The following is a 23,982-nucleotide window of genomic DNA, read 5'->3' on the forward strand; positions in this document are numbered from 1 at the left end:
CAGATTAAAAGGAGGGGAGCTTTTTGAATAAACAAATTATACTGCTTCCGGGTGATGGTGTTGGGAAAGAAATTATGGAATCGGCTAAAGTTGTCTTAAATACGATCGCCGCAGAATTCGGTCATAGTTTTACGTTTCACACGCATGCGATCGGTGGCGATGCGTATGACCAGTTTGGTACCCCTTTACCAGAAGATACAGTAAAGGCATGTCACAACGCTGATGCTATCTTGTTAGGTGCTGTGGGAGGAAGTAAGTGGGACTCCCTTCCTGCACATGTACGTCCAGAAAAAGGGTTGCTTGGCATTCGCAAATCACTTGGTTTGTTTGCCAACTTACGGCCAATCAAAGGATTTACCCCATTACTTCATGCCTCCCCATTAAAGGAAGAAGTGATTAAAGGCAGTGACATTATGATTATCCGTGAACTAACCGGCGGCCTTTATTTTGGCAGACCGAGTGAACGGTGGGAAAATGGCAATGCAGTTGTCGATACCCTATCCTATCAACGGTCGGAAATGGAACGAATTATTGACAAGGCGTTTCAAACGGCAAGACTGCGGAACAACCATTTAACATCAGTGGATAAAGCCAATGTGTTGGAATCAAGCAGAATGTGGCGTGAAATTGTTGAAGAAAAGCAGCAGGATTATCCGGATGTAACGGTTGAGCATCTGCTGGTTGATGCTGCGGCAATGAAGTTAATCACGGAACCGAACCGATTTGATACTATCGTCACCGAGAATTTATTTGGAGATATTCTTAGTGACGAAGCATCTGTCTTAACTGGATCGCTTGGCATGCTCCCATCAGCAAGTATCCGGTCTGATGGTAAAGGTCTTTATGAACCTGTCCATGGATCTGCACCGGATATTGCTGGAAAAGGAATTGCCAATCCATTAGGTATGATTTTATCGACAGCCTTGATGTTGAAGCATTCATTTCAACTGGAAACCGAAGCAAATGAAATTGAAGAGGCGGTTCAGCGGTGCCTTGATCAAGGCTATCATACAGCCGATTTGAAAATAGATGGTGGTAAACAGGTCGGTACGAAAGAATTAACCAATATCGTAATAGATAATTTGACAACGAAAAGCGTTTCGGACAGTATTTGCAGCATGTATGCTTAGGCAAAGGAGGGTTACAAAATGGGTAAACCAGAGACAATTATCGATAAAATTTGGAATAAACATGTCGTACATCAAGCAGCGGGAGAGCCGGATTTATTATATATTGATCTGCATTTAGTTCATGAGGTAACCTCTCCGCAAGCGTTTGAGGGGTTACGTCTGAACAACCGGAAAGTGCGCCGGCCGGATTTGACGTACGCAACGATGGACCACAATGTCCCAACCAAACATCGTGATGTGGTTAAAGATCAAATCGCAAAAAAACAAATGGAAACACTAAAGAAGAATTGTGAAGACAATGGTATCAAACTTGCCGATATGTTTCACCCCGATCAGGGTATTGTCCATGTCATTGGTCCACAGCTCGGTCTGACTCAGCCTGGAAAGACAATTGTATGTGGGGATAGTCACACATCAACCCATGGTGCGTTTGGCGCTTTGGCGTTTGGGATCGGTACGAGTGAAGTGGAACATGTTTTGGCGACACAAACGATCTGGCAAGAACGGCCAAAGACATTAAACGTCCATGTTGATGGGGAACTTGGTGTTGGCGTAACAGCGAAAGACCTGATTTTGGCGATCATTTCCAAATTCGGCGTCCGATTCGGAACGGGATACGTCATTGAATATACAGGTGATGCAGTTCGCAATTTATCGATGGAAGGCCGAATGACGGTATGTAACATGTCCATTGAAGCCGGTGCTCGGGCAGGGTTGATTAGTCCGGATCAAACAACGGTTGAATTTTTACGAGGTAAAGAATATGTTCCTGAAGGCGAGGCGTTTGATGCATTAGCCGAAGAATGGCTGGCACTGGCTACCGATCATGGAGCTGTTTACGACAAAACGGTAACGATTAACGCGGAAGAGATTGAACCACAAGTATCATGGGGAACCAACCCGGGAATGTGTGTACCGGTAAGCGGATCAACACCAGACCTAAACAGTGTGGAACACAAGGAGGATGTACAACGGGCCTTGGCTTACATGGGACTAGAGGAAGGTCAGCCAATTACGTCCATTGAAATTGATCACGTCTTTATTGGATCGTGCACCAATTCCAGATTGAGTGATTTGCAAAAAGCCGCCAGTATTGTTGAAGGCAAACAAGTGAAGCCTGGTGTAAGGGCAATTGTGGTACCTGGTTCCTTCAGTATTAAACTGCAGGCAGAAAAAGAAGGCCTTGATAAAATCTTTAAACAAGCCGGATTTGAGTGGCGTGAAGCTGGATGCAGTATGTGTCTGGCCATGAACGATGATGTGGTCCCGCCAGGCTCAAGATGTGCATCAACATCTAATCGGAACTTTGAAGGCAGACAAGGAAATGGTTCCCGTACTCATTTGGTCAGTCCGGAAATGGCTGCAGCGGCAGCAATTGAAGGTCATTTTGTGGATGTTCGTCAATTTACAGGCGTTGCAAGTTAGGAGGTGGCAGAAGTGGAAGCTATTAAACAACATGAAGGGTTGGTTTATCCGCTGAATCGTACCAATGTGGATACAGATCAAATTATCCCAAAACAATTTTTAAAACGAATTGAGCGAACCGGATTTGGCCAATTTGTATTTTACCATTGGCGGTTTGATGATGATGGTAACAAGCGTTCTGATTTTAGTCTGAATAAACCGGAATATCAAGATGCGTCGATCTTAATAACCGGTGAAAATTTTGGCTGCGGTTCGTCCAGAGAGCATGCACCATGGGCATTACTTGATTATGGATTTCGTGTGATCATTGCACCAAGTTTTGCGGATATTTTTTACAATAATGCGTTAAAAAATGGCATTATTCCAATCAAGATGGAAGAGGCACAGGTTAATAAATGGATGCAACAAGCGGAAAAGATCAAGCTGGTATTGCGTGTGGATTTGGAAAATCAGTGCATAACCGATACAGATAGTAAAGAGAAAGTATACTTTGACTTTCCAGCATATCATAAGGAAAAATTAATGAATGGCTGGGATGAAATTGCGTTGACCTTACAGCATGAAGACAAGATTACAGCTTTTGAGAATACCGGCGCATAAGTTGGCTGATAATAGGATAAGGTTAACTCAGTCTTTATGAACAAACACATTCTGATAAATCAAGGAGAGTGACACAATTGGGGATTGCGGATTAACAGGTGAAAAAGTTCATACTGCGATAGAACGTTTGACTCCCATCGTTCACCGTACACCATTGCTTACATCAGTGACAACAGATAAAATAGTGGGAAAACATGTTTATTGCAAGATGGAGAATCAGCAAAAAACAGGTGCGTTTAAGTTTAGGGGAGCAAGTTTTAAACTGATGCAACTGTCGAAGGAGCAGCTAAATAAGGGTGTCATCACCGCTTCAGCAGGAAATCATGCGCAAGGTGTTGCCCATGCAGCGGCAAAGTTAGGTGCCCGTGCAATGATTTATATGCCGGAGAAGACACCATTTGCCAAGGTAGAGGCAACCCGTAATTATGGCGCTGAGGTAGTGCTAACGGGTGAAACGTTCCAGGAAGCGTATGAAGCCTCGTTAAAAAGACAACTGCAAACCGGAGCTGTCTACGTTCATCCGTTTGATGATGAGGATGTGATGGCCGGACAGGGAACCATGGCAATGGAGATGCTCAGACAAGAAGACCGGATCGACACGATTCTTGTTCCAATCGGTGGTGGTGGCCTGATTAGCGGGATTGCTGTCGGGGCAAAACACGTTAATCGGAACATCAAAGTCATCGGGGTTCAAGCATCCGGGGCACCTGCCATGTATGAAAGCTATCATACGAATCAAGTGAAAAACGCCAAGACAGTCTCCACGATTGCAGAAGGGATTGCCGTGAAACAACCAGGCAAGCGTACATTGCCAATCATCAGAGAGTATGTAGACGATATTGTAACGGTAGACGATGAAGAAATTGCCGCTGCGATGTTATATATGCTGGAACGTAATAAAACATTGCTTGAAGGTGCTGGTGCAGCATCATTGGCGGCATTGTTCAAGTACCGGGAGCAAATTAAATCCCGGCACTGTGGTGTCATCGTCAGTGGTGGAAACATGGATATTAGTACGCTGCCAAACCTGCAACATCTGGCCAAGAAATTGCAATTCCCGGCATAAAATAAGTGCCTGCCACCGGAATCATGGTGACAGGCACTTATTTTTCGGTGGACAGTGGGATGGTTCTTCTGTCCCAGTCATTGCGATCGGACGGGGACCGGTCCATTGTCCTGCTTTTGCTATCGACCAGATTGAGAATGGTGTCAACCTAAAAAACGGGATATCGACCAAATCGAGTATGTTATCGACCGGATGGCGCGTGACATCAACCAAATTGAGCATAGCATCAACCCTGGAACAAAGTATATCAACCCTAAAGGCGGAACTATCGACTGAACCGCGCGAAATATCAACCTAAATCAGATAAAATTTCATAATGATGCATTCAAAGGAACCCTGTTTTAATTGCCAATCTATTTCGTATAGTTAAGCTCCCATGAAACTCCATATTTATCAATAACGATCGCATGCTTGGCACCCCAGAATGTATCCTGTAATTCCATCTGCACCTCACCATCATTGGCAAGAAAGTTGTAGATCCGGGTTATCTCTTCCTCGCTTTCAAGGTCTGGACCAAGTAAGATGTTGTTTCCATTTTCGATTTGATTGTCAAACACATCTGCAAAATAAATGATACAGCCATCATTAATATGCAACTCAGCATGGATATATTTGCCCTCATGCCCTTTGAACATTTCCATTCCGTCCGATGTTTGCACATTTTTGATTTCCCCACCAAAGGCTTGGTGATAATAGTTTACAGCTTCTTTGCAATTTTTAATTCGAATATGTGGTACAAGTTTTTTCATGATAATTCCTCCCAAGTGATTTTCCTATAGTCTAACCCGGATTATATTAAAAACAAAATGATTTGGGTGAAATGGAAAGTAAACTGTTATAAAATAGTTAAGTAAGTTTATGATGATTAACAGGTGTGAACTAATGATATTGGAGGGATGCAAATGGCTAAGAAACTTGGATTGGGATTGATCATCTTTATAATTATTATTGTGGGAGGTTACCTTTTAGTGCATCAAATGAACGCAAATAACAGGGAGTCAAATTCTGCCACCTCATCGCAAAAAGCGAAAATGTCTTCCAATCACAAAGCACCTTCAAAAACTGATCAGAAAACAAAAAAAATGATTGAAAATATGTCACTCGACGAAAAAATTGGCCAAATGATTATTGCTGGCGTGGATGGTACGCAGGCTGATCAGCAGGCCAAAGCGCTCATCAGCAATGATAAAGTTGGCGGCATCATTTTGTATGCCAATAATATGGAAAGTCCCGAACAAACACTACAATTGGTAAATGACCTGAAAGCGCAAAATAAAGGAAATCGCATGCCATTATTTTTAGGGGTTGACCAGGAAGGTGGCGATGTGTCCAGGTTGCCTGGCGAATTGACGCCGATCCCGAATAATGGTCAGATTGGCAAGCGAAATGATAAAGAATATGCTCGGTCCATAGGTGTGACTTTGGGCAAACAAGTGCAGGCCTTTGGATTTAATATGGATTTTGCCCCGGTGATGGATGTGAATAGTAATCCGGATAATCCGGTCATCGGCGATCGGTCATTCGGCGATAATCCGGAAATCGTAAGCAGCCTGGGTATTCAAACAATGCAGGGGATCCAGTCGGAAGGAATTATCCCGGTTATCAAACATTTTCCCGGTCATGGGGATACATCTGAGGATTCTCATGTACAACTGCCAAAAGTAGACAAAAATATCCATCAGTTACAGCAGACAGAGTTGCCTCCTTTTGAAAATGCGATGGAGCAGGGAGCGGATGCTGTGATGGTGGCACATATCCTACTGCCAAAATTGGATGCGGACTACCCAGCCTCGATGTCCAAGAAGGTGATTCAAGGAGTTCTGCGAGACCAATTACATGGTGATGGTGTGGTGATGACTGATGATATGACAATGGGGGCTATTATGGATAACTTTGCGATTGGAGAGGCAGCGGTGAAAGCCGTTCAAGCGGGAAGTGATATTGTGATGGTGGCTCATGATGAGGAAAATGTTATGCAAGCGGTAAAAGCATTAAAAGATGCAGTCGATAACGGAGATTTATCCGAGAAAAGAATTAATGAGAGTGTAGAACGGATTATCAAGCTTAAAAGAAAATATCGTATCACGGATGAACAAGTAGAATCGGCTTCAGTAGACAAATTATTAAAACAAAAATAAATAGGGTGCAAAAAACCATCGCACCCTATTGCCGCTTCAGTTCATGCACCCAAACTTCCATTTCCGGATCCCAAACTACGGCTTCATGAATGGAAGTGATCGCTTGTTTGTATGCTTCAAGACTTTGGTATCCTTCGTCTTTCGCATCTTCTTCGGTCACGTCTTTCAATTTTTGCGGGTAGACATTTTCTATTATAAATGTGTGCCCATCAAGCTTGGTAGTATCACCGGGGTCGGCATAGCGGTCATTCCGGCGTACAGAAGTTTTCTCACCCTTAATCAATTTTTCAATGTCCTCTGGAATGGTTACCAGTTTATGAATATCAAACTTTTCCGGCCATGTCTGGTTTTTAGTCATGCTGAGTCACTCTCCTTCTCCTGTTAATCTTCCTGAATCATTAATGGTATAGTTGCAAGATAAAAAATTAGTGAACAGCTTTTTGTTTCAACACGCTTTCAATCCCTTGCAGTGCCTCTTCAACATTATTCGCCCGGATATGGATTTTACGATCCTCCGGGTATTGTTTCGCCGCATATTCATATCGGGGATCATAATAATACTCCAGCAACAACTGTACTGCATTGGTATAATTGCCAAGCTGTAAATCTTCATCAATCTGCTTGGCTACGGGGGTATGAATTCGTTTTTTAATGATCCGGAATGCCTCCAGGAACTGTTCCGGTAAATTCCACGGCTGATAATCATCTAAAATATTGTGAATGCGTTCCTCCATTGGCATGTCGATAAATAATTGGAGGCCCTTTTCCTTTTTCTCATAAAAGAAGTCTGGCAGTGTTGCCTTGCCAATCCGTTTGCTTTCTCCTTCCACAAACACGAACGGTGCATCCTGATAGCGCAACATTGCTTGCACCAGCTGTGATTCAAATGCTTTCTGATTGCTTGGCTCCAGCCCGATTTGACCAAAAATCGAGCCGCGATGATTCGCCATCCCTTCTAAGTCTATGACCGGGTATCCGTTTTGTGCAAGTCGTTTTAAAATGGCAGTTTTGCCTGAACCGGTATAACCATTAAGTACGTATAGATCCGGTTTGAAGTCTGCTTTGGCCAATTCTGCCACGACCCATTGGCGGTACGTACGAAATCCTCCGCTTAATCGGTTTGCTTTGATGCCCATTAAATCAAGCACGGTTGCTGCAGTTTTACTCCGCATCCCGCCGCGCCAACAAAACACGGTCTTTGGCGTATCAATTTGGCGGAATGCCGCGATAAAGTCGGGGAGCTTGGCTGAGAATATCTCCAGCCCCCGTTCTTTCGCTGCTTCCGGTCCCACCTGCTTATAAATCGTACCAACCTCGGCCCGTTCCTCGTTATTAAAAACCGGGATATTCATACTCCCTGGGATGGTCGATTCATGGAATTCTTTTGGTGATCGGACGTCAATTAATGTATGTGCTTCCTTTTGTTGTAAAGCGAATAGGTCATCTAATGCTATATCGTGAAACATCGCTTTTGTCACTTCCTAACATCTAAACTACTGAACAGTGATTTGTCCATTTTTACCATCGGCAACTTCTCCGATGATTTTTGCGCCCGCACCTTTTTCTTGTAATTCAGCAAGGAGAGCATCGGCATCATCGTTTGCAACGGAAATAAACAGACCGCCTGATGTAACGGCATCACATAAAATCCATTTGTCCATTTGATCCATTGTTTCCGGGAACGTAATGATATCTTTTACATGATCAAAATTGTTTTTCGTCCCACCTGGCACTGCACCAGATTCACCAAGTTCTTTGACACGTGGCAAGACGGGAACCTGGTCTTTCATAATGCGGATTTCAACATCACTGCCTTGGGCCATTTCCGATGCATGACCAAGCAGGCCAAAACCAGTGACATCGGTACAAGCGTGAACATCATAGTTCGCCATTGTTTCCGACGCTGTTTTATTTAGAGTAGTCATCACCTTGGTAACACGATCGATTTCTTCTTCGGTAAGTAAATCCCTTTTAATCGATGAGGAATAAATGCCGACACCAATCGGCTTGGTCAAAATGAGCTTATCGCCAGGTTTTGCGCCGGTATTTGTTCTAACTTTATCAGGATGGACAACCCCGGTTACTGCCAAACCAAATTTAGGTTCTTTATCATCAATCGAGTGACCGCCAACAAGAGAAACCCCTGCTTCCGATAGTTTATCGCCAGCTCCACGCAATATTTCCGCCAGAATGCTCTTATCTAATGTCGAGATCGGAAATGCCACAATATTAAGGGCTGTAATCGGCGTACCACCCATGGCATAAACATCACTAATGGCATTGGCTGCAGCAACTTGGCCGAAACTGTATGGGTCATCAACGATCGGTGTGAAAAAGTCTACTGTCTGTACAATAGCTGTTTCATCATTTAATTTGTATACCCCGGCATCGTCACTTGTATCCAGCCCAACAAGCAAATTTGGATTCTGGACAGTTGGCGGCAATGAGCGCAAAACCTGTGATAAATCAGCAGGTCCGATTTTACAGCCACAACCACCTTTTGACGACAGACTTGTTAATTTTATATCAGGTGTTTTTTCCATCTTTTATCATCCTTCCCATGGAACACGGTATTCAATAGTTTCATTTTAACATACTACTGCAAGTGCGGGACAAGTGTAGGGTGCATTTGCAAATAGTGGGTTATTAAAAGATACTTTCACATCTACCATGACAGCCCGTCTCTCGGTCGAATCCTCGCATTTTTTCACGTCTGTCGGGATGAAGACTTTGCGGTAATAGTCGGTGCGTTTTGCTGAGGGTTCGACCTAGAATCGCTGAAATTCACGATGGACAAGATTAAAAAAATCATATACCCCCATTGACAATCAAAGTGTATGAACCGTATAATACATCTTAAGGGTGTATTAACGATTTAATACACAACTTTTTATGCTTATGGTGTATTAATCGGTTGATACACCATTCGAAAAGCTACATAACCAAGAATTATAGGAGCTGGGTCAATGAAAACCATGAAGTTCAATAACCGGGATCCTGTCTATGTACAAGTGATTCATCATTTTAAAGAAGAAATTGCGACAGGCATACTGGAACCGGGACAGGAAATTCCGTCACGGCGGGAATTAGCCAACAAGTTAAAGATTAATCCCAATACTGCACAACGAGCCTATAAAGAAATGGAGGAAGAAGGGTTGATTTATACCGAGCGCAATTTGCCCAGTCGAATTACAAAAGATGAACAAACGTTAAAAGCGGTAAGGGAAGAGCTGATTATACAGGCAGTTAATTCCTTTGTTGAGGCTGTCCATTCGATACAAGTACCGGTGGATGAGGTGCTGGATTTAGTGAAGGAAAAATACGCAGCAAAAAATGAACAGGAGGGAAAAGCGTGATTGAAGTTAAACATGTACAGAAAAAATTTGGTCGTAAACAAGTACTTAACGACATTTCCTTCACCGCTAATAAAGGGGAGATTACCTGTTTGATTGGTATCAATGGTGCAGGAAAGACAACGATTCTTAACGCGATTATGGCACTGACCCCAATTAACGGCGGGCAGATTTTAATTGATGGGGGAAAACTCAACAAACATAGCTATGAAAACATTATTTGAAACTGGTTCATTTTGAATTTGAGCGATTTGTCAAAATTTATTTTGCTTTAATCATGGTAACTGTTGTTATGCAGTTTGTTGGGGTTATTGTTAAAGCAAAAGGTTATCTCAATATGGCTAGCCACAACATTCATGAAGAACATGTTTCACAGGAAGTCGTTTTACGTGATAATGGGGCGATGTCATTTGATCAGATTACTAATTCCTTATGGTTTGTAGCGCCGATGATACAGAAATGCATGTATATGACTTGGACATACATGCTGGTAAAATCGTTGGTGAAGAGACGATCCAATCCCGTTCGGAAAAAATGGAAAGTGATGCATCAACAGGCATGTAGGTATTACCAAAAGATGCAGGTAATAGCGAACCGAACGATATATTTATTGTGAAGGAAGACAGTAAGGTTGCGCCTGAGGATGGGGAAGTGTCATATATCGGCAGTAATGTAGTTCGTTATGACTTGAAAACCAATCAGCAGGAAAAATTATCATTACCCAAAGAGTTGCGAGAAGGGGCAAAAGTCGAATCGGTTCATGGAACAACACTATATTTCACTAAGGCAAAAGGGAATCAACTAAACATCATTGCTTATGACACAAATGCTTAGAAAATAACAGAACATCAGACGATCAACCTGCCAAAATCCTATCAAGCGGAAGCAATGGGCCGCCCGCTTATAAAAGTAAGGGATGATCACCTCTATATTGTGAGTAACCAGCAATTCGGGCAGCAAGATACCTCGGTCATGGTCGTAGATTTGAAATCTGGAAAAACGGAATATGAGGGGTATCAAAACAGTTTAATCTAAATTATTTAAAATTAATTACTTTTTAGCAGGATTCTTGCATTTTATGTCGAACCTTGTAAGTAGAAATAAAATGAGGAGGATCGCTAACATGTATACCATCGATGAAGCATCCAGCATACTTGGTGTTCATCCCACTACATTAAGAAGGTGGGAAAAAGAGGGGAAGATAACATCCTCTCGAACCACCGGTGGCCATAGAAGATATGCTATAGAAGACCTTAGTGCTATCAAGCATGATTTGAAACCACTTCAAGACAAAATTGTTATTGGGTATTGCCGCGTCTCATCATCGGACCAAAAGGAAGATTTAAAAAGGCAGATCCATACCGTTTCGCAGTATTGTTCGGCAAATGGATATCAGTTTCGTATTATAAAGGATCTGGGAAGTGGTTTGAATGACGATAAAAGAGGACTAAAAGAATTAATCCGGCTGGCGCAAAGCAATCAGGTGGAGAAAGTTGTCGTCAACTATAAAGATAGGTTACTACGTTTTGGGTATGAATTGTTGGAACAAATATGTGCCTTCCATCATGTGAAAATTGAAATCGTCAACCATACAGAGGATAAAACATATGAGCAGGAGTTAGTCGAGGATATGCTTTCCATTATTACTGTCTTTAGCAGCCGCTTGTATGGAAGCAGAAGTCATAAGCGAAAGAAACTGCAACAAGCGGTGAAACAGGTCATCGAGGACAACGGCCATGCTTACGTATAATAAAAAGGTACGGTTGGTGGTTACAAAAGAAAACAAGCAGTTACTAGATTCTCAATCCAGAATGTGCAACTGGCTGTACAATCAATTGCTTGATGCGGTGGAGGAAGATTATCGCAATGGAAAAAAGAAAAAACTGCTTTCCGGCAGAAACCTGAGGAATGAAGTACCGAAAATAAAAGGGGAAAACCCATTTTTGTTTAAAGTCCATTCCTCCCCATTGAAAAATACGGCATTACGGTTAAAAGATGCCTATGAACGATTTTTTGATCCAAAATTAATGAATGAGAAACCAAAATATCGTTCATGGAAAAAGAAGTGGTTTTCGCTATATTATGATGAACCAAAAAAAGGCTTTAAATTATTGGATACCAATCTGCTTTCCTTAAGTTTTGGCAAGTTAACAGATGAAGAATACAAGGAATTAAAGAAAAAAGATAAAAAGGCTAAGAAGACCATCAAAATCAAAGTTGGACTCGTGGAAGCGGTAGAACTAAGCGAAACGGAGAGAATCAAAACCCTTCGCATTACAAAGGATCTGGATTCGTATTATGCCATTTTTACAATAGAAGATGTCAAAGAAATCACCAAGGTGAAGGAACAATCGTTTATTGTATTTGATCCCAACCATAAGAATCTGGCGGTGGGATTAGGCAGTGATGGAAAATCATATGAATTGAAATCGATGAATGCACTGTTGAAGTATTGGGATAAACGAATCGATGAAATCAAATCAAAACGGGACAAATGTGAAAAATTTAATAAGCTGGTATGCACCCCAAACGTCACCTATTTTGAGCCAAGCAAACGTTGGAAAAGACTTAATCATGCTTTGGAAAAGGCGCAATTAAAACGTCGAGAACAAATGAAGACGCTGTTATTTAGCTATGCGCATTATTTTTCCAAGCGTTACGATGCGATCTACATTGGTGATTATACTCCGACTCCCGATGTGGCGAAATACGGGACGATGAGAAGGGCCATGTTAAATCAAACACCAGTTGGACAGTTTCGCCGTATATTAAACTGGGTGCAAGCGAAAAGTGGCAAGCATTATCAAAAGATTGATGAACGGGATACAACCAAAACCTGTTGTGTCTGTAGTCATCAGGAGAAAAAGGACCCTTCCATTCGCAGCTTTACATGTGTAAACTGCGGTACAACGCTTTCGAGAGATATCAACAGTGCAGTTAATATCGGAAAGAAAGCCAAAAAGCGATTGCCTCGCGCAGGCTACATAGGTGTGGAATCCCCTATGTATACAGTGTGGTGGGATTTTAAACAGGCAAAGATTGCTTGTGGTTTGACCCCATCTGCTGGCCTCGGGAAGTAAATCCGAGGGTTGAAACAAACATTTTTCTTGGTAACAGAGAAGAGGTCTTTGGTTAATTTTAGGCTTAATTTCGGTTAGGTTTAAATAGACAAAGGAGTGCGGACAGTTGCAACGAAGGTTAACGATGATATCAAGAATCTCGAATTGTTTATTATCATTAACGACTTTTCACTTGATGGGGAAGCGGAGGACGATTGATTACGGTAACACATCTTAGCTATCATTTTATGGTTGGAAAAAAAGACAGACAACATATCCGGACTCTTGGAAATCTTCTATAGCTAAAAAAGATAACAGCAAAAATCCTGGCTTAGGTATATACTGGCCAGGATTTTTACTGTACTTAAATTTAGTTGCGTGCTGACAATTTCGAGTTGTAAACTTAATACACCTCGTAATTTTGCCCTGTCTGTGCCCCGAGTACACTCTTTTTATATGCTAGTGCAACACGTTGGGCAGGAACTGGGTCAAACCCTTGGAAGAGACTCTCCAACCGATCCCAGGATTCCTGAACGGCATTAGGGCTGACACTATTAATCCGGATTCCCCGCGGCATTTCGATGGCGGCCGATTTAACGAATGCCTTGACACCACCGTTGGCCATCGCCGCAGAAGCCCCCTGACGAATCGGGTCATCCATCATAATACCGGTTGTTAGTGTAAAGCTCCCATTATCGTTTACATGGTCTAATCCCAGAAGCACCAAATTGATTTGCCCCTTTAGCTTGCTTTCAATTCCCTTTTCATTCAATTCCGGAGTCAGTTCTGAAACAGAGGCAAAATTGGCACCACCAGAGGCATTAATAACCGCATCCACCCGTCCGACTGTTTCATACATGTTGCGGATGCTGGCTTCCGAGGTGATATCAACCTGTACATCGGCACCATTTCTTCCCGCCCGAATGAGGTCATGATCTTTTTCTAACGTTTCTACAACCTTTTTTCCAATGGTGCCACTAGCACCGACGATAAGTATTTTCATTGGTCTACTCCTCCTGTTCATCGTGCTGGTACTTACTAATGATAACATGCTTGAAAAAATAATGTGAAATCACTCAACATAAAGGCATCTGTAAATAAATTTATGTGCAATCACCTGACTTATGATTCTTATCAACAAGCAATGGCTGAATCATTCAGATGATCCAGCCATATGTTGATATATTTTATTTATTTTTTCCTCTAACAAATCCAGCGGAACGATTCGGGCCTCACGGATATATTCTTTTCCATCGATAAAAAATAATAGGATGGGCACGGTAAAAACGGAAAATGCTCCAGCTATTTCCGGTACCTGATCAGCGTTGATATGACCTAACGCCACTTCAGGGTAATTTTTCATTAATACTTGTACTTGTGGGAACAGACCGTGACATACACTGCAGTCGGGGCGTGATATAAACAGGAAGGAGAGTTGATGGTTTCGGATAAAGTCATTTATTGCGGAAAGCGAGGTTAGTTCTGTAAATTCCATCGTAAAAACCTCCATAAAAAAACGCCGCGTATAAATTGCAAAACATCCTTGCAAGCTAAGCGCTAACGTTGTATCATTAAAATATTACTGATGTTTTAATTTCAATCCACACAGTTTACACACACTAATTTTACTACATTTAAATCAAAATGTCAATATATAAGTCTTAACTCAAATGGGGGAGTTCGATGAGTGAAGAAAACGAAAATCGGGAAGCGGAACAACACCGGGTGAACCAAGTAATTGAGGAAATTCACCAACGACAGAAAAAGTTATATGCGAAGTCATCCGGGTTAAAGGAAAGTGTTATCGATCTGCGGCAAAACTTCTGGGAGGATGTGACCGTAAATCTGGATGAACCTGATGATGTTATCGAAACACAGGCAAGTATCAAACAACAAGCAGAACTATTATCCGAACGCGAACGATTCCATGGAAAAATAGGTGAGGAATTAAAAACGTTAAAACGACTAAAAAACAATCCCTATTTTGGCCGGATTGATTTTCGAGCGGATGGGGAAACCACAAGTGAGCCGATTTATATCGGGATTGCCTCATTGATGGATCAGCTTGACGAGGAATTTCTGGTATATGATTGGCGCGCCCCAATTTCCAGCCTTTATTACGATTACTCCCCTGGAAAAGCTGCATATCAAACCATGAGCGGTACCATTTCAGGCGAGATGACGCTAAAAAGGCAATTTATTATCCGTAACGGCGTCATTAAAGGGATGTTTGATACAGGTGTTACCATTGGCGATAAACTGTTGCAACAAGCGCTTGGTAATAATGCCAGTACGACAATGAAAAGTATCGTGTCCACAATTCAAAAGGAGCAAAATAAAATCATCCGTGACGAACGGCATCGTTATCTTGTGGTTCAGGGCGTGGCTGGCAGCGGCAAAACATCCGCTGCATTACAACGAATTGCATTTTTAATGTATAGACATCGCGAGACATTACATGCTGATAATGTTGTCTTATTTTCACCAAACCCGTTGTTTAGTAGTTATGTAGCCAATGTCCTGCCTGAACTCGGAGAAGCGAATGTGCGACAAACGACTTTTTATGAATATTTGGTAGACAAAATCGGAAGTAAGCTAACCGTTGAGTCACCATTTCAACATATGGAATATAAATTAACGGGAGCACAGGATGAAGATTATCAAACAAAAATGGCATGTATTGATTATAAATCAGGTATCACGTTTAAACAGCATTTGGATGCGTTTATAACAAGTTTAGCGGAAGAAGGATTAATTTTTAAAAATATATCATTTCGTAAACAGGTATTTGTTACCAAAGAACAAATCCAAGACTATTTTTATTCCCTTCATCCGGCTATTGCCATTCCAAATAAATTAGAGCTTGTTGCCAAATGGTTGCTAAGTGAAATACAGAAGCAACAGCGTAAGGAAAAAAACAAGGATTGGGTCATGGAGCAGGTTGAGTTATTGGATAAAGAGGAATATTTGCAGGCCCATTACCATATGCAAAAGCAGGATCAGGATGAGTTATATGCGGATGAAACGGAAGAAGACTTTTTGCGGGAAAGAGTGGTAAAAAAAGCCTTTTCCGGATTGAAAAAACGCGTAAAGCAATTCCAGTTCGTGCATGTTCTGGCAACCTATCGGAAATTTTTTACCGATTGGTCGCCGGCAGTTGCTCCAAGCCATTGGCAGGAAATAAAGGAACAGACTATTGCCGCCCTTTCTAAAGGGTACTTGGCATGGGAGGAGGCAACTGCATATGCATATTTTAAAGGGTGTCTGTTAGGTGACAGTGCCGATCGATCAGTCCGTCATTTATTGATTGATGAAGCGCAGGATTATTCGCCATTTCAGTTTGCCTACATCAAGCACCAATTCCCTTATACAAGGATGACGCTGCTAGGAGACGTGAATCAGGCAATCTACACGCATACTATTCAGGGAAGCCCGCTTGCACCAGCCCAAGCGGATGAAAGTTATGAACGAATTGTCTTGACTAAGAGCTATCGATCCACCAAACAAATTGTGGACTTTACAACCCAGTTTGCTCCCGAGGGTGAAATGATCGAGCCATTTAACAGGGAGGGCAGGAAACCGCTGTTGGTTACTTACCAGGGAAATGCCGCTGATCCGCTGGTTAAAACAATACAGAAATTGAAAGAGAATGGTCATGAAACGATTGCACTTATTTGTAAAACGCAGCAAGGTTGTGACGAACTGTTTGAACAGTTACATGGCAGATGGGCTGTAACGCGGATCAATGAAGAAACCCGCTCGTTTCAAAAGGGCATTTTACTATTGCCGGTGTACTTAGCGAAAGGAATTGAATTTGATGCAGTGATTATTCCGGAAGCATCGGCCAAAACGTATACGACAGAAGCAGATCGGACGTTATTTTACACGGCTTGTACAAGAGCAATGCATGAACTGGTGATGCTAACGGATAGTACGCGCAATCCATTTATATTGGAAGCACAAGAAGATAAATATGAGGTGTTAAACGCGTAGATAAGGGAGTCCCTTCAACATCGTGTTGGAGGGATTTCCGTTCTATATCGGAAAACTATTTTTTTCGATGATTCATGTTTGTACTTATAGTAAAATATAGATAGGATAGAAGGAATTCTTTGATCCCCCTTTGATAGATAAGGGCAAAAGGAGTGATACCCATGAATGGCGGGAACTGGTATGATTGGATAACACCAACTAATCCGTTTGTGGCAGTGCTGTTAAGTATGCTGCTGATTTTAGGAGTTGCAATTATTGCCTGGTTTGAGGATAAGAAAAACTTTAAAACCCCTTTGTTAATATTAATTACAGGATTTATCTTTGCGATTATTGGCGTACTTTTTCTGCATTCGATTGGGTTTTATAAATAGGTTTGGGATTTAATCAAACGAGATCAAGAAGAGAAATTGTAGAAAAGGTGTGAAAAGATTATTTGATTATGTATCAATTAATGGCGGAGAAGGTGGGATTCGAACCCACGCGACGCGAAAACGTCCTAACGCATTTCGAGTGCGTCCCCTTCAGCCGGGCTTGGGTACTTCTCCGGATGGTGCTGGTGAAAGGATTCGAACCTTCGACCCCGTCATTACGAGTGACGTGCACTACCAGCTGTGCTACACCAGCATCTAAAGTATGACTTTTTTTGTAAAGCACATAGAGTATCATAATACATTTTAATCATTTCTTCAACTATTTTGCGGTGATTTTTTAAAGTTAGAGAGCAGAATTCGGTTAATTTTCGGCGTGCGAGTCATGACTTAAAGTGGGAACAATTGCGAACCGCCGATAAAAGTGCTGAAACCGTCGATAATTTACCCGAAATCGCCGTAAAACTGGTTGAAACCGCCGTTAAATAGCCGGCTATGAATAACCAAATCATTGTAAACGATAAAACCCCAGCAGATATATATAATGAGCCGGGGTTTTCATTTGGGAAATCATGATCACACTTTAATTGTTAAACATCTCCAAAGAAAAATCTACTTTCTTATTCTCCTGCTCCTCATAGCCTTTCATATAATTGATCCTGCGCTGGGCTGAAGCTTGGCTGACCTGCTCATCGGCATGGTAGGAAGATCGTACAAGCGGGCCTGATTCACAATGACGGAATCCTTTTTTTAAGGCAATTTCTTTTAGTTCCGCAAATTCATCCGGGTGGTAGTAACGTTCAACCCTTAAGTGTTTTTTTGTTGGTTGCAAATATTGACCGATTGTCATGATGTCTACGTTGTGTGCCAATAAGTCATCCATCGCTTGTAAAATTTCTTCTTTTTCTTCGCCTAGACCGACCATAATACTTGATTTGGTTGGTGTATTTGGTGCTATTTCTTTTACCCGTTCCAGCAATTGTAAGGAACGGTCGTATTTTGCAATTGCCCGTACGCGTTTAGTTAATCTGCGTACTGTTTCAATGTTATGGTTAAAAATGTCTGGTTCACTATCCATTAAAGTATGCAGGCTTTCGTAGTCACCTTTCATGTCCGATGGTAACACTTCAATCGTGCAGCCAGGGTTTTCACGGCGGATGGCTCTTACCGTTTCCGCAAATACCGCAGCGCCCCCATCATTTAGGTCATCGCGAGCGACTGCTGTCACAACAACATGTTTTAAGCCCATAATCGATACGGATTCCGCAACACGAGTAGGTTCTCCCCAATCCAGTTCGTTTGGTAATCCAGTTTTAACTGCACAAAAACGGCAGCCGCGGGTACAAGTGTCACCAAGAATCATAAAAGTTGCCGTTTTTCGTTCACTCCAGCATTCGTGGATGTTCGGACAGCGTGCTTCTTCGCAAACGGTATTTAATCGTTTATCACGCATGAGTTTCTTTAATCCACGGTAAGATTGGTTCGTATTGATTTTTGTTTTCAGCCATTCCGGTTTTCTTATGTATTCCTCCTGTTTAGCCATTAAGTACACGCTCCTTTGAATGATGTTTGAAATTCCAATCATGATTGCTGTATTTATCAGCAGCTAGCTGGTAGACTTCCTCCCATTGCTGATTGGTTAATTCAAATGGAGATAGTTTGATATCTACTCCAGTTTCAAAACCTTGTTTAAACGCGTCTTTCATAGTGCTCATGGATATGGATCGGTTTGTTTCTTGACGGATGGTTGTTGCTTTTGTATCAAATGCTGCTCTTTTTCTTTCTCGTATTTCCTCACTTGGAAAACGGAATAGATCGAAAAGTATCGTTTTGTTCATGGAATGTGGAATCGATCCATGCTGCAGCAATACTCCTTTTTGCCGGGTTTGTGCATTGCCGGATATTTTCTTCCCACCCGCCAGCAACTCGTATAACGCCGGTCTTTCAAAACACACTGCAGAACGGTTTTGAATGGAATGTCTTTGTTTGGCATAATCGACTGTGATTCCTAAATTGGCATACCCGTCAAAGATACCCTTGGATAGAACATAGTAAGCTTCCGTGATAGATGCTGGGATAAATGATTTGTTCTCCGCAATAACAAGACTGTAGGTTAACTCATCATCGTGCAGTACCGCACTACCACCGGTTAACCGGCGAACCACTGGTATCCTATACTGTTGCAATGCTGATGGATCAATCGTTTTATGAACATCCTGAAAATAGCCAACAGATAAACTTGGTTTTGCCCATTGATAGAAACGTAAAATGGGCGGGATTTTTCCTTCACTGTGCCAAATAAGCAACAATTCATCTAATGCCATATTTGTTGCAGCATCGTGTACTCCGGTGTCTAAAAATCCCCATGAATCTTGCAATCGAATCTCCTCCGTGTTTTTGGTGCTCCCTAAAAAGCAAACGATAAAACAAAAACTGCCCAAATGAGATGGCAGTCTGTTTGTATATAACATGTACCCATGCTACATTGACCACTTCCCCACGCCAGTATTACCCAGATCGGGTGCCAAGGGTTAGAACAAAAAAAGTTCTTCTCAGCCTTTGAAATGCTCCCCTAGTGAACTTGTTATATTGTTTCGATAAGTCCATGGTAAATGGAAAATGTTACATTGTAAAGCGGATTTGAAATTTTTGCTGTTTCGATAACTTTCATGCGATATAATGGGAAGTAAAAGCAATGCTAGAAGGAGAACGGTATGCTGAAAACAGGTAATGTAAAAGAATTAGTAAGTAAAGAAGAATGGTTGCCTACATTCCGCTTGTATAGCAATTGCGGACGCATTTAGATGAAGAAATGTACATGGATTATTTGGCAAGTATATGAGAAAGTGGAAGAAGGGAGAGGTTGGAGCCGGTTTTGCTAGGGTAGAAGAATTGATCACACGATGTTCAGGCCGAAATTTACCACGTGTTTCTTGGCGTGGCTGAATCGCTGATAGAAAGCTCAAAACCGCTGATAGGAATCCTGAAACCGCTGATAGAACGCCCGAAACCGCTTATAGGCAGCTCGGAACCGCTGATAGGGAGCCCGAAATCGCTGATATATTATCGGACTCATGATAAAAATGACAAGTTCCGTGTTGTTTCGTGGCTGTTTTTGGTAATCCTTACTGTCTCGGGCTGCTGAAAAAGTGTGATCATAGGTCTGTCGCAAATTAGATATAACGCATGAGAACATAACTGCATCGTTTTGTCGGCAGGTGGGTAGAAGGTTAAGGATACCAGGAAGGTTGATAAAAATGTAGATAGTGTAAAACCGGGGGATAAAAGTAACCTTGCACCTGGTGGTGGATTGGCTGCACATGAAATAAAAGGTGGACATTTGATTGAAAGACATGTTGGAAAAACGGATAAAGAGCTATTAGAGAGGATAAATAAAAATCCGAAAATTACTGGTTCATCTACCTTTAAAGATAGGGCTACGGCTGAGAAAATTGTTAATAATGTTTTGAACGATACAAACAATAAAGAAGTTATTCAATCTTGGCTAGATAATCCAAAAAGCAAGTCAACTTTAGTATTGACCTATCAGGGAACAGAGGTGATAGGAAGGGAGATAAAAAAGGCTCCGATTCGGTTAAAAATATGACAAATGCTAGAATTGTTTTGAAAAAGGATGGCGAAGGGAATTTTGTTCTAACTGGTTATCCAAATTAAGCAAATCAATACTAATTGAAAGGGGTGTGTTGTTTTATGTTACTCCCTAATAAACAGGAAGAGCCAGTTTTTCAATTTTTGGCTGGAACTTTTCATCAGGACATTGAATCTCCAGAACAAGCCTTGGAGGAATTGTTGGTGGATGAAACCAAAGAGTATTTAGAATATGCGATTGTTTTTTTGTCGGATTTTATAAACAGTAATTACTCAAATTTCGAAAAGAATGAATACATTCAGTGTTGTGCGGATGGTATATATTTTCCGGATCTTGGTTTAGAACCACTTCAGTAGCTAAACCAAGTAGTCCAACAAATAAAAGAAGTTGTGAAATTGTAAGATGGGGATGGTTCAGTCCGAGATGAAATATTATTTTTTTTCGTTTTTAATAACATTGGAATCATCCAGATTCGAATACAACAGCGGCTGATTAAATGAAGGCGAGTTGTTTATTATTGGAAAGCCAGTCAGTAAATAATTATGATGAGTACAGACCTTTAGCTTTTTGAGTTTTTAAGAAGCAAGAAGAGGAGAAAAGAGATTCACATAAGGTAAAACTAAATGATATAAGAATCGTAGTAGGAGACATACTCTACATTTTTATCATTCACGGTTTTTATTCGATGATATAGTATCAGGAGAATGGAAATGAGACAGAAACTTATCGAAAGGCCAAACAAATAATTTTATCTCATGATGATATTGCTGATTTCGTCGGAGGATGTACAACTGAATTAATAAGTAAGGCTGGAGATATGTTAGGATTAAAGTTTGCTAGTTTGTGTACGGATTACTTGCAGACTTTTGGAGCGGGGAATTTTGGATCACAAGAGGTTTACGGAATTATTAATGATGATTTTCTTTGGTAACTTTTTATTAGATCTAATAAAGCTAGAATCTGTATGCTGGACCTTTTTGGGAAGAGCATATCCCCCTATGAATTATTAGATATTGTAAATGAAGAGAACAGCATTGAATCATATACATTTGTTTCTCGAAAAGAACACGGTTTTCCTTACCTTGTCAATCCCCCCCCAATCAAATGTTTGTTCAATAATGAAATTTAATAAAATACTAGATATTATAAAATATGAGGAGGAATTATTATTTCACAGTCAGAAGAGGCAAGGAATATCGATGACAACACCTGGTTGGAATGGGTTAAACAGATTCAAGCAATTGCTCAGACAGGCTTAGCATACACTCGTGATGTTTATGATCAAGAGCGTTACGAACAATTACGTGAGCTTAGTATCGAAATAATGAGCAATTATACTAAAGTAGATAAAGAGACAATAAGGTTGGACTTTGCCAATGATACTGGATATGCAACGCCCAAAGTAGATATTCGCGGGGTCGTTTTTAACGAACAAAATGAGATATTATTGGTAAAGGAAAAGTCGGATGCACAATGGTCTTTACCCGGTGGCTGGGGTGATATTGGCTATTCACCATCAGAGGTTGCAGTAAAAGAAATAAAAGAAGAATCTGGTTATGCGGTAAAAGCATCAAGATTGCTCGCTGTATTGGATAAAAGTAAGCATAATCACCCACCAGATCCCCATTATGTGTATAAGATTTTCATTGAATGTAAAATTGTTTCAGGAAAATCAGAAGCTGGTGTGGAAACTAGCGATGTAGGTTTTTTTGATATAAGTAATTTACCCGCCTTATCGATTAAAAGGAATACAAAAGAACAGATAGAATTAATGTTTGAATTTAATAATGATCCAAATAAAAATATTGTTTTTGATTGATTTAAATAGGGTTATGGCTTTTTGTTAATAATTTGGCTGATAAAAACAATACACCAACCGTCAGCGTAGTTGTGGGTGTGTTTCTTGAAAACAAGTAAATTAGATGGTGAATGTTAAGTTAGTGTTGTAATTGTAGCACTCACTTATTTTTCAGGATATTGATTAGACATATAAACACCTATCTTCACTTAAAAGATAGGTGTTTATATCACTTGCTTCCGGATTATTAAACTATCTCGTGTGGCTCCAACAATTCTTTTGTTATGGTTTCAAGATTATTAATTTTAACCTGGGTGAAGGGTTTTTGTATTAGTCTTCCGGTAATTTTAAATAGCAACCCGCTTTTTTCTATATCGTAAACTTATGCTAGGAACTTAACATGGATTGTAGTTTTAAACCCAGTTTAGAATTCTTAGTGGCCAATGAAATAGATCTTTTTTTTCCAAAATTGGTGATTGGTAGACCGAATACCTGTTGATGCCCGATATTTTTAGCCATCAATTTGGGAGTAATCGTTATCCCCATTCCGGCAGATACGGCACCAAAAATAAAATCGCCAAACGCGACTTCACTAACAATGTTAGGCTTGTGACCCAAAAGTTCCATTTGTTCAATAATATGTTTACGGGTGTCACAAGGAGCTTGATGGACTATAAGAGGTTCTTTACACAATTCGGAAAGTTCAACAGTGTTTCGGGATCGAAAAGGATGATCTAACGGGAACACTGCATAATAGGGCTCTATAAACAATTCATAATTACATAATGAGTCTTTGATGGATAGTGTATCTACAAGGATTGCATCAAGTCTTCCCTCCTGTAATGACTGTACCAGTTCTTCAGAAGTGTTTTGAATCATTAATTTTATCGATTGATCCGAAAGTCGCCCCTTGATCCTTGGAGGTAGATAATAGGTCGCTAGACTGGGAAGACTGCCTATAACTATGGGGGCTGTCCGATGAAATTGTCTTAATTCTTGGCGAACCGCAGTTATTTCAGCAATAACAGGTAAAATTCGGGTGTATAAATGCTCGCCCGCTTCTGTCAGTTCAATCCCAGTAGTAGTCCTATGAAATAATTTCACATTAAAATAACTTTCCAGATTATTGATATGTTTGCTTAATGCCGGTTGGGAAATGTTACTTGTACTGGCAGCTTTTGTTAAACTCTTTTTTTTGGCAGCTTCAACAAAACTTTGTAACCACGCGATTTGCATCAAATTCACTCCTTTTTGATATAACAATCTGTTATGCCCCTAAAAAATAATGATAGTTCCGTTTACCGTTTCTGTTTGGTAATCTTACAAATGTATTAGCTTATTCAATCATAACATATCGTTCTTATGATAGTTGCTCAGAACAATCTTCCAATTTCCTGGTGACGTCTTGAATTACATTGGCTGAACATCAAATAATCGATATG

Annotated in this window: 24 protein-coding genes, 2 tRNA genes, 2 pseudogenes and 1 riboswitch; of the genes and pseudogenes, 17 read left to right on the forward strand and 11 right to left on the reverse strand. The window is 40.9% G+C overall.

Annotated features, from left to right (window positions below):
- The first annotated feature begins 23 nt into the window (after positions 1-23).
- From leuB to ilvA, 4 genes are all read left to right on the forward strand, one after another.
- The gene (gene leuB / locus O2S85_RS02005; RefSeq protein ID WP_269411102.1) at positions 24-1,130 is read left to right on the forward strand and encodes a 3-isopropylmalate dehydrogenase; all 1,107 of its coding nucleotides are present in this window, start codon (positions 24-26) and stop codon (positions 1,128-1,130) included.
- An 18-nt stretch (positions 1,131-1,148) separates the two neighbouring features.
- Entirely contained in the window at positions 1,149-2,555 is a 1,407-nt protein-coding gene (gene leuC / locus O2S85_RS02010; RefSeq protein ID WP_269411103.1) for a 3-isopropylmalate dehydratase large subunit, read from the forward strand.
- Between the two features lie 12 nt (positions 2,556-2,567).
- Complete coding sequence (gene leuD / locus O2S85_RS02015; protein WP_269411104.1) at positions 2,568-3,155, forward strand: 3-isopropylmalate dehydratase small subunit; 588 nt, start codon at positions 2,568-2,570, stop codon at positions 3,153-3,155.
- A 118-nt stretch (positions 3,156-3,273) separates the two neighbouring features.
- Positions 3,274-4,221, forward strand: a complete 948-nt coding sequence (gene ilvA / locus O2S85_RS02020) for a threonine ammonia-lyase (RefSeq protein ID WP_269412435.1) — start codon at positions 3,274-3,276, stop codon at positions 4,219-4,221.
- 353 nt (positions 4,222-4,574) lie between these two features.
- Here the strand turns inward: ilvA and O2S85_RS02025 are convergent, their stop codons facing one another.
- Positions 4,575-4,970, reverse strand: coding sequence for a VOC family protein (locus O2S85_RS02025; RefSeq protein WP_269411105.1), 396 nt, complete (start codon positions 4,968-4,970; stop codon positions 4,575-4,577).
- Positions 4,971-5,123: 153 nt separating this feature from the next.
- Between O2S85_RS02025 and nagZ the strand changes: the two genes are divergently transcribed.
- Complete coding sequence (gene nagZ / locus O2S85_RS02030; protein ID WP_269411106.1) at positions 5,124-6,359, forward strand: beta-N-acetylhexosaminidase; 1,236 nt, start codon at positions 5,124-5,126, stop codon at positions 6,357-6,359.
- A 25-nt stretch (positions 6,360-6,384) separates the two neighbouring features.
- Here the strand turns inward: nagZ and O2S85_RS02035 are convergent, their stop codons facing one another.
- The 3 genes from O2S85_RS02035 to selD form a co-directional block, all read right to left on the reverse strand.
- Positions 6,385-6,717, reverse strand: a complete 333-nt coding sequence (locus O2S85_RS02035) for an ASCH domain-containing protein (RefSeq protein ID WP_269411107.1) — start codon at positions 6,715-6,717, stop codon at positions 6,385-6,387.
- Positions 6,718-6,784: 67 nt separating this feature from the next.
- Complete coding sequence (gene mnmH / locus O2S85_RS02040) at positions 6,785-7,825, reverse strand: tRNA 2-selenouridine(34) synthase MnmH (RefSeq protein ID WP_269411108.1); 1,041 nt, start codon at positions 7,823-7,825, stop codon at positions 6,785-6,787.
- Between the two features lie 27 nt (positions 7,826-7,852).
- A complete protein-coding gene (selD, locus tag O2S85_RS02045; RefSeq protein ID WP_269411109.1) occupies positions 7,853-8,902 on the reverse strand; it encodes a selenide, water dikinase SelD in 1,050 nt (349 codons plus the stop codon).
- A 423-nt stretch (positions 8,903-9,325) separates the two neighbouring features.
- Between selD and O2S85_RS02050 the strand changes: the two genes are divergently transcribed.
- The 6 genes and pseudogenes from O2S85_RS02050 (at position 9,326) to O2S85_RS02075 (ending at position 12,792) form a co-directional block, all read left to right on the forward strand.
- Positions 9,326-9,715, forward strand: a complete 390-nt coding sequence (locus tag O2S85_RS02050) for a GntR family transcriptional regulator (RefSeq protein ID WP_269411110.1) — start codon at positions 9,326-9,328, stop codon at positions 9,713-9,715.
- A pseudogene (locus O2S85_RS02055) lies at positions 9,712-9,930 on the forward strand (ATP-binding cassette domain-containing protein); the annotation flags it as partial. The gene O2S85_RS02050 and the pseudogene O2S85_RS02055, both read left to right, overlap by 4 nt.
- A gap of 59 nt (positions 9,931-9,989) precedes the next feature.
- Complete coding sequence (locus O2S85_RS02060; RefSeq protein WP_269411111.1) at positions 9,990-10,328, forward strand: hypothetical protein; 339 nt, start codon at positions 9,990-9,992, stop codon at positions 10,326-10,328.
- The gene (locus O2S85_RS02065) at positions 10,325-10,546 is read left to right on the forward strand and encodes a hypothetical protein (protein ID WP_269411112.1); all 222 of its coding nucleotides are present in this window, start codon (positions 10,325-10,327) and stop codon (positions 10,544-10,546) included. The genes O2S85_RS02060 and O2S85_RS02065 overlap by 4 nt, the downstream gene beginning before the upstream one ends.
- A 289-nt stretch (positions 10,547-10,835) precedes the next feature.
- Positions 10,836-11,462: an IS607 family transposase gene (locus tag O2S85_RS02070; protein ID WP_269411113.1), complete on the forward strand. Its 627-nt coding sequence runs from the start codon at positions 10,836-10,838 to the stop codon at positions 11,460-11,462.
- Positions 11,449-12,792: an RNA-guided endonuclease InsQ/TnpB family protein gene (locus O2S85_RS02075; RefSeq protein WP_269411114.1), complete on the forward strand. Its 1,344-nt coding sequence runs from the start codon at positions 11,449-11,451 to the stop codon at positions 12,790-12,792. Before O2S85_RS02070 ends, O2S85_RS02075 begins: the two co-directional genes overlap by 14 nt.
- A 382-nt stretch (positions 12,793-13,174) precedes the next feature.
- Here the strand turns inward: O2S85_RS02075 and O2S85_RS02080 are convergent, their stop codons facing one another.
- Both O2S85_RS02080 and O2S85_RS02085 read right to left on the reverse strand, forming a co-directional pair.
- Positions 13,175-13,774, reverse strand: coding sequence for a short chain dehydrogenase (locus O2S85_RS02080; RefSeq protein ID WP_269411115.1), 600 nt, complete (start codon positions 13,772-13,774; stop codon positions 13,175-13,177).
- A 150-nt stretch (positions 13,775-13,924) separates the two neighbouring features.
- Complete coding sequence (locus O2S85_RS02085) at positions 13,925-14,266, reverse strand: thioredoxin family protein (protein WP_269411116.1); 342 nt, start codon at positions 14,264-14,266, stop codon at positions 13,925-13,927.
- Between the two features lie 188 nt (positions 14,267-14,454).
- On the opposite strand from O2S85_RS02085, the gene helD reads away from it, so the two are divergent.
- Positions 14,455-16,764, forward strand: coding sequence for an RNA polymerase recycling motor HelD (helD, locus tag O2S85_RS02090; protein WP_269411117.1), 2,310 nt, complete (start codon positions 14,455-14,457; stop codon positions 16,762-16,764).
- A gap of 161 nt (positions 16,765-16,925) precedes the next feature.
- The gene (locus tag O2S85_RS02095; protein ID WP_269411118.1) at positions 16,926-17,135 is read left to right on the forward strand and encodes a hypothetical protein; all 210 of its coding nucleotides are present in this window, start codon (positions 16,926-16,928) and stop codon (positions 17,133-17,135) included.
- Positions 17,136-17,216: 81 nt separating this feature from the next.
- On the opposite strand, the gene O2S85_RS02100 is transcribed toward O2S85_RS02095, so the two are convergent.
- The 4 genes from O2S85_RS02100 to O2S85_RS02115 all read right to left on the reverse strand — a co-directional run bounded on the left by O2S85_RS02100 (position 17,217) and on the right by O2S85_RS02115 (position 19,510).
- A tRNA-Ser gene (locus O2S85_RS02100) sits at positions 17,217-17,309 on the reverse strand.
- Between the two features lie 3 nt (positions 17,310-17,312).
- Positions 17,313-17,388, reverse strand: a tRNA-Thr gene (locus O2S85_RS02105).
- Positions 17,389-17,715: 327 nt separating this feature from the next.
- Positions 17,716-18,675, reverse strand: coding sequence for a lipoyl synthase (gene lipA, locus O2S85_RS02110; RefSeq protein WP_269411119.1), 960 nt, complete (start codon positions 18,673-18,675; stop codon positions 17,716-17,718).
- Positions 18,668-19,510 (reverse strand): lipoate--protein ligase family protein, encoded by an 843-nt coding sequence (locus tag O2S85_RS02115; RefSeq protein WP_269411120.1) that lies wholly within the window; start codon positions 19,508-19,510, stop codon positions 18,668-18,670. The genes lipA and O2S85_RS02115 overlap by 8 nt, the downstream gene beginning before the upstream one ends.
- A gap of 99 nt (positions 19,511-19,609) precedes the next feature.
- A riboswitch (TPP riboswitch) is annotated at positions 19,610-19,716 on the reverse strand.
- A gap of 726 nt (positions 19,717-20,442) precedes the next feature.
- On the opposite strand from O2S85_RS02115, the gene O2S85_RS02120 reads away from it, so the two are divergent.
- The 4 genes and pseudogenes from O2S85_RS02120 to O2S85_RS02140 all read left to right on the forward strand — a co-directional run bounded on the left by O2S85_RS02120 (position 20,443) and on the right by O2S85_RS02140 (position 22,561).
- Positions 20,443-20,739, forward strand: coding sequence for an RNase A-like domain-containing protein (locus O2S85_RS02120; protein WP_367746326.1), 297 nt, complete (start codon positions 20,443-20,445; stop codon positions 20,737-20,739).
- A gap of 104 nt (positions 20,740-20,843) precedes the next feature.
- Entirely contained in the window at positions 20,844-21,098 is a 255-nt protein-coding gene (locus O2S85_RS02125; protein WP_269411121.1) for a contact-dependent growth inhibition system immunity protein, read from the forward strand.
- Between the two features lie 607 nt (positions 21,099-21,705).
- Positions 21,706-21,829, forward strand: a pseudogene (locus O2S85_RS02135) (SMI1/KNR4 family protein); the annotation flags it as partial.
- Between the two features lie 126 nt (positions 21,830-21,955).
- A complete protein-coding gene (locus O2S85_RS02140) occupies positions 21,956-22,561 on the forward strand; it encodes an NUDIX hydrolase (protein WP_269411122.1) in 606 nt (201 codons plus the stop codon).
- Between the two features lie 366 nt (positions 22,562-22,927).
- On the opposite strand, the gene O2S85_RS02145 is transcribed toward O2S85_RS02140, so the two are convergent.
- On the reverse strand, positions 22,928-23,803 hold the full coding sequence (locus O2S85_RS02145) for a LysR family transcriptional regulator (protein ID WP_269411123.1): 876 nt from the start codon (positions 23,801-23,803) through the stop codon (positions 22,928-22,930).
- Positions 23,804-23,982: the final 179 nt, after the last annotated feature.

It is taken from the genome of Lentibacillus daqui, assembly GCF_027186265.1.
Lineage (GTDB): Bacteria > Bacillota > Bacilli > Bacillales > Amphibacillaceae > Lentibacillus_C > Lentibacillus_C daqui.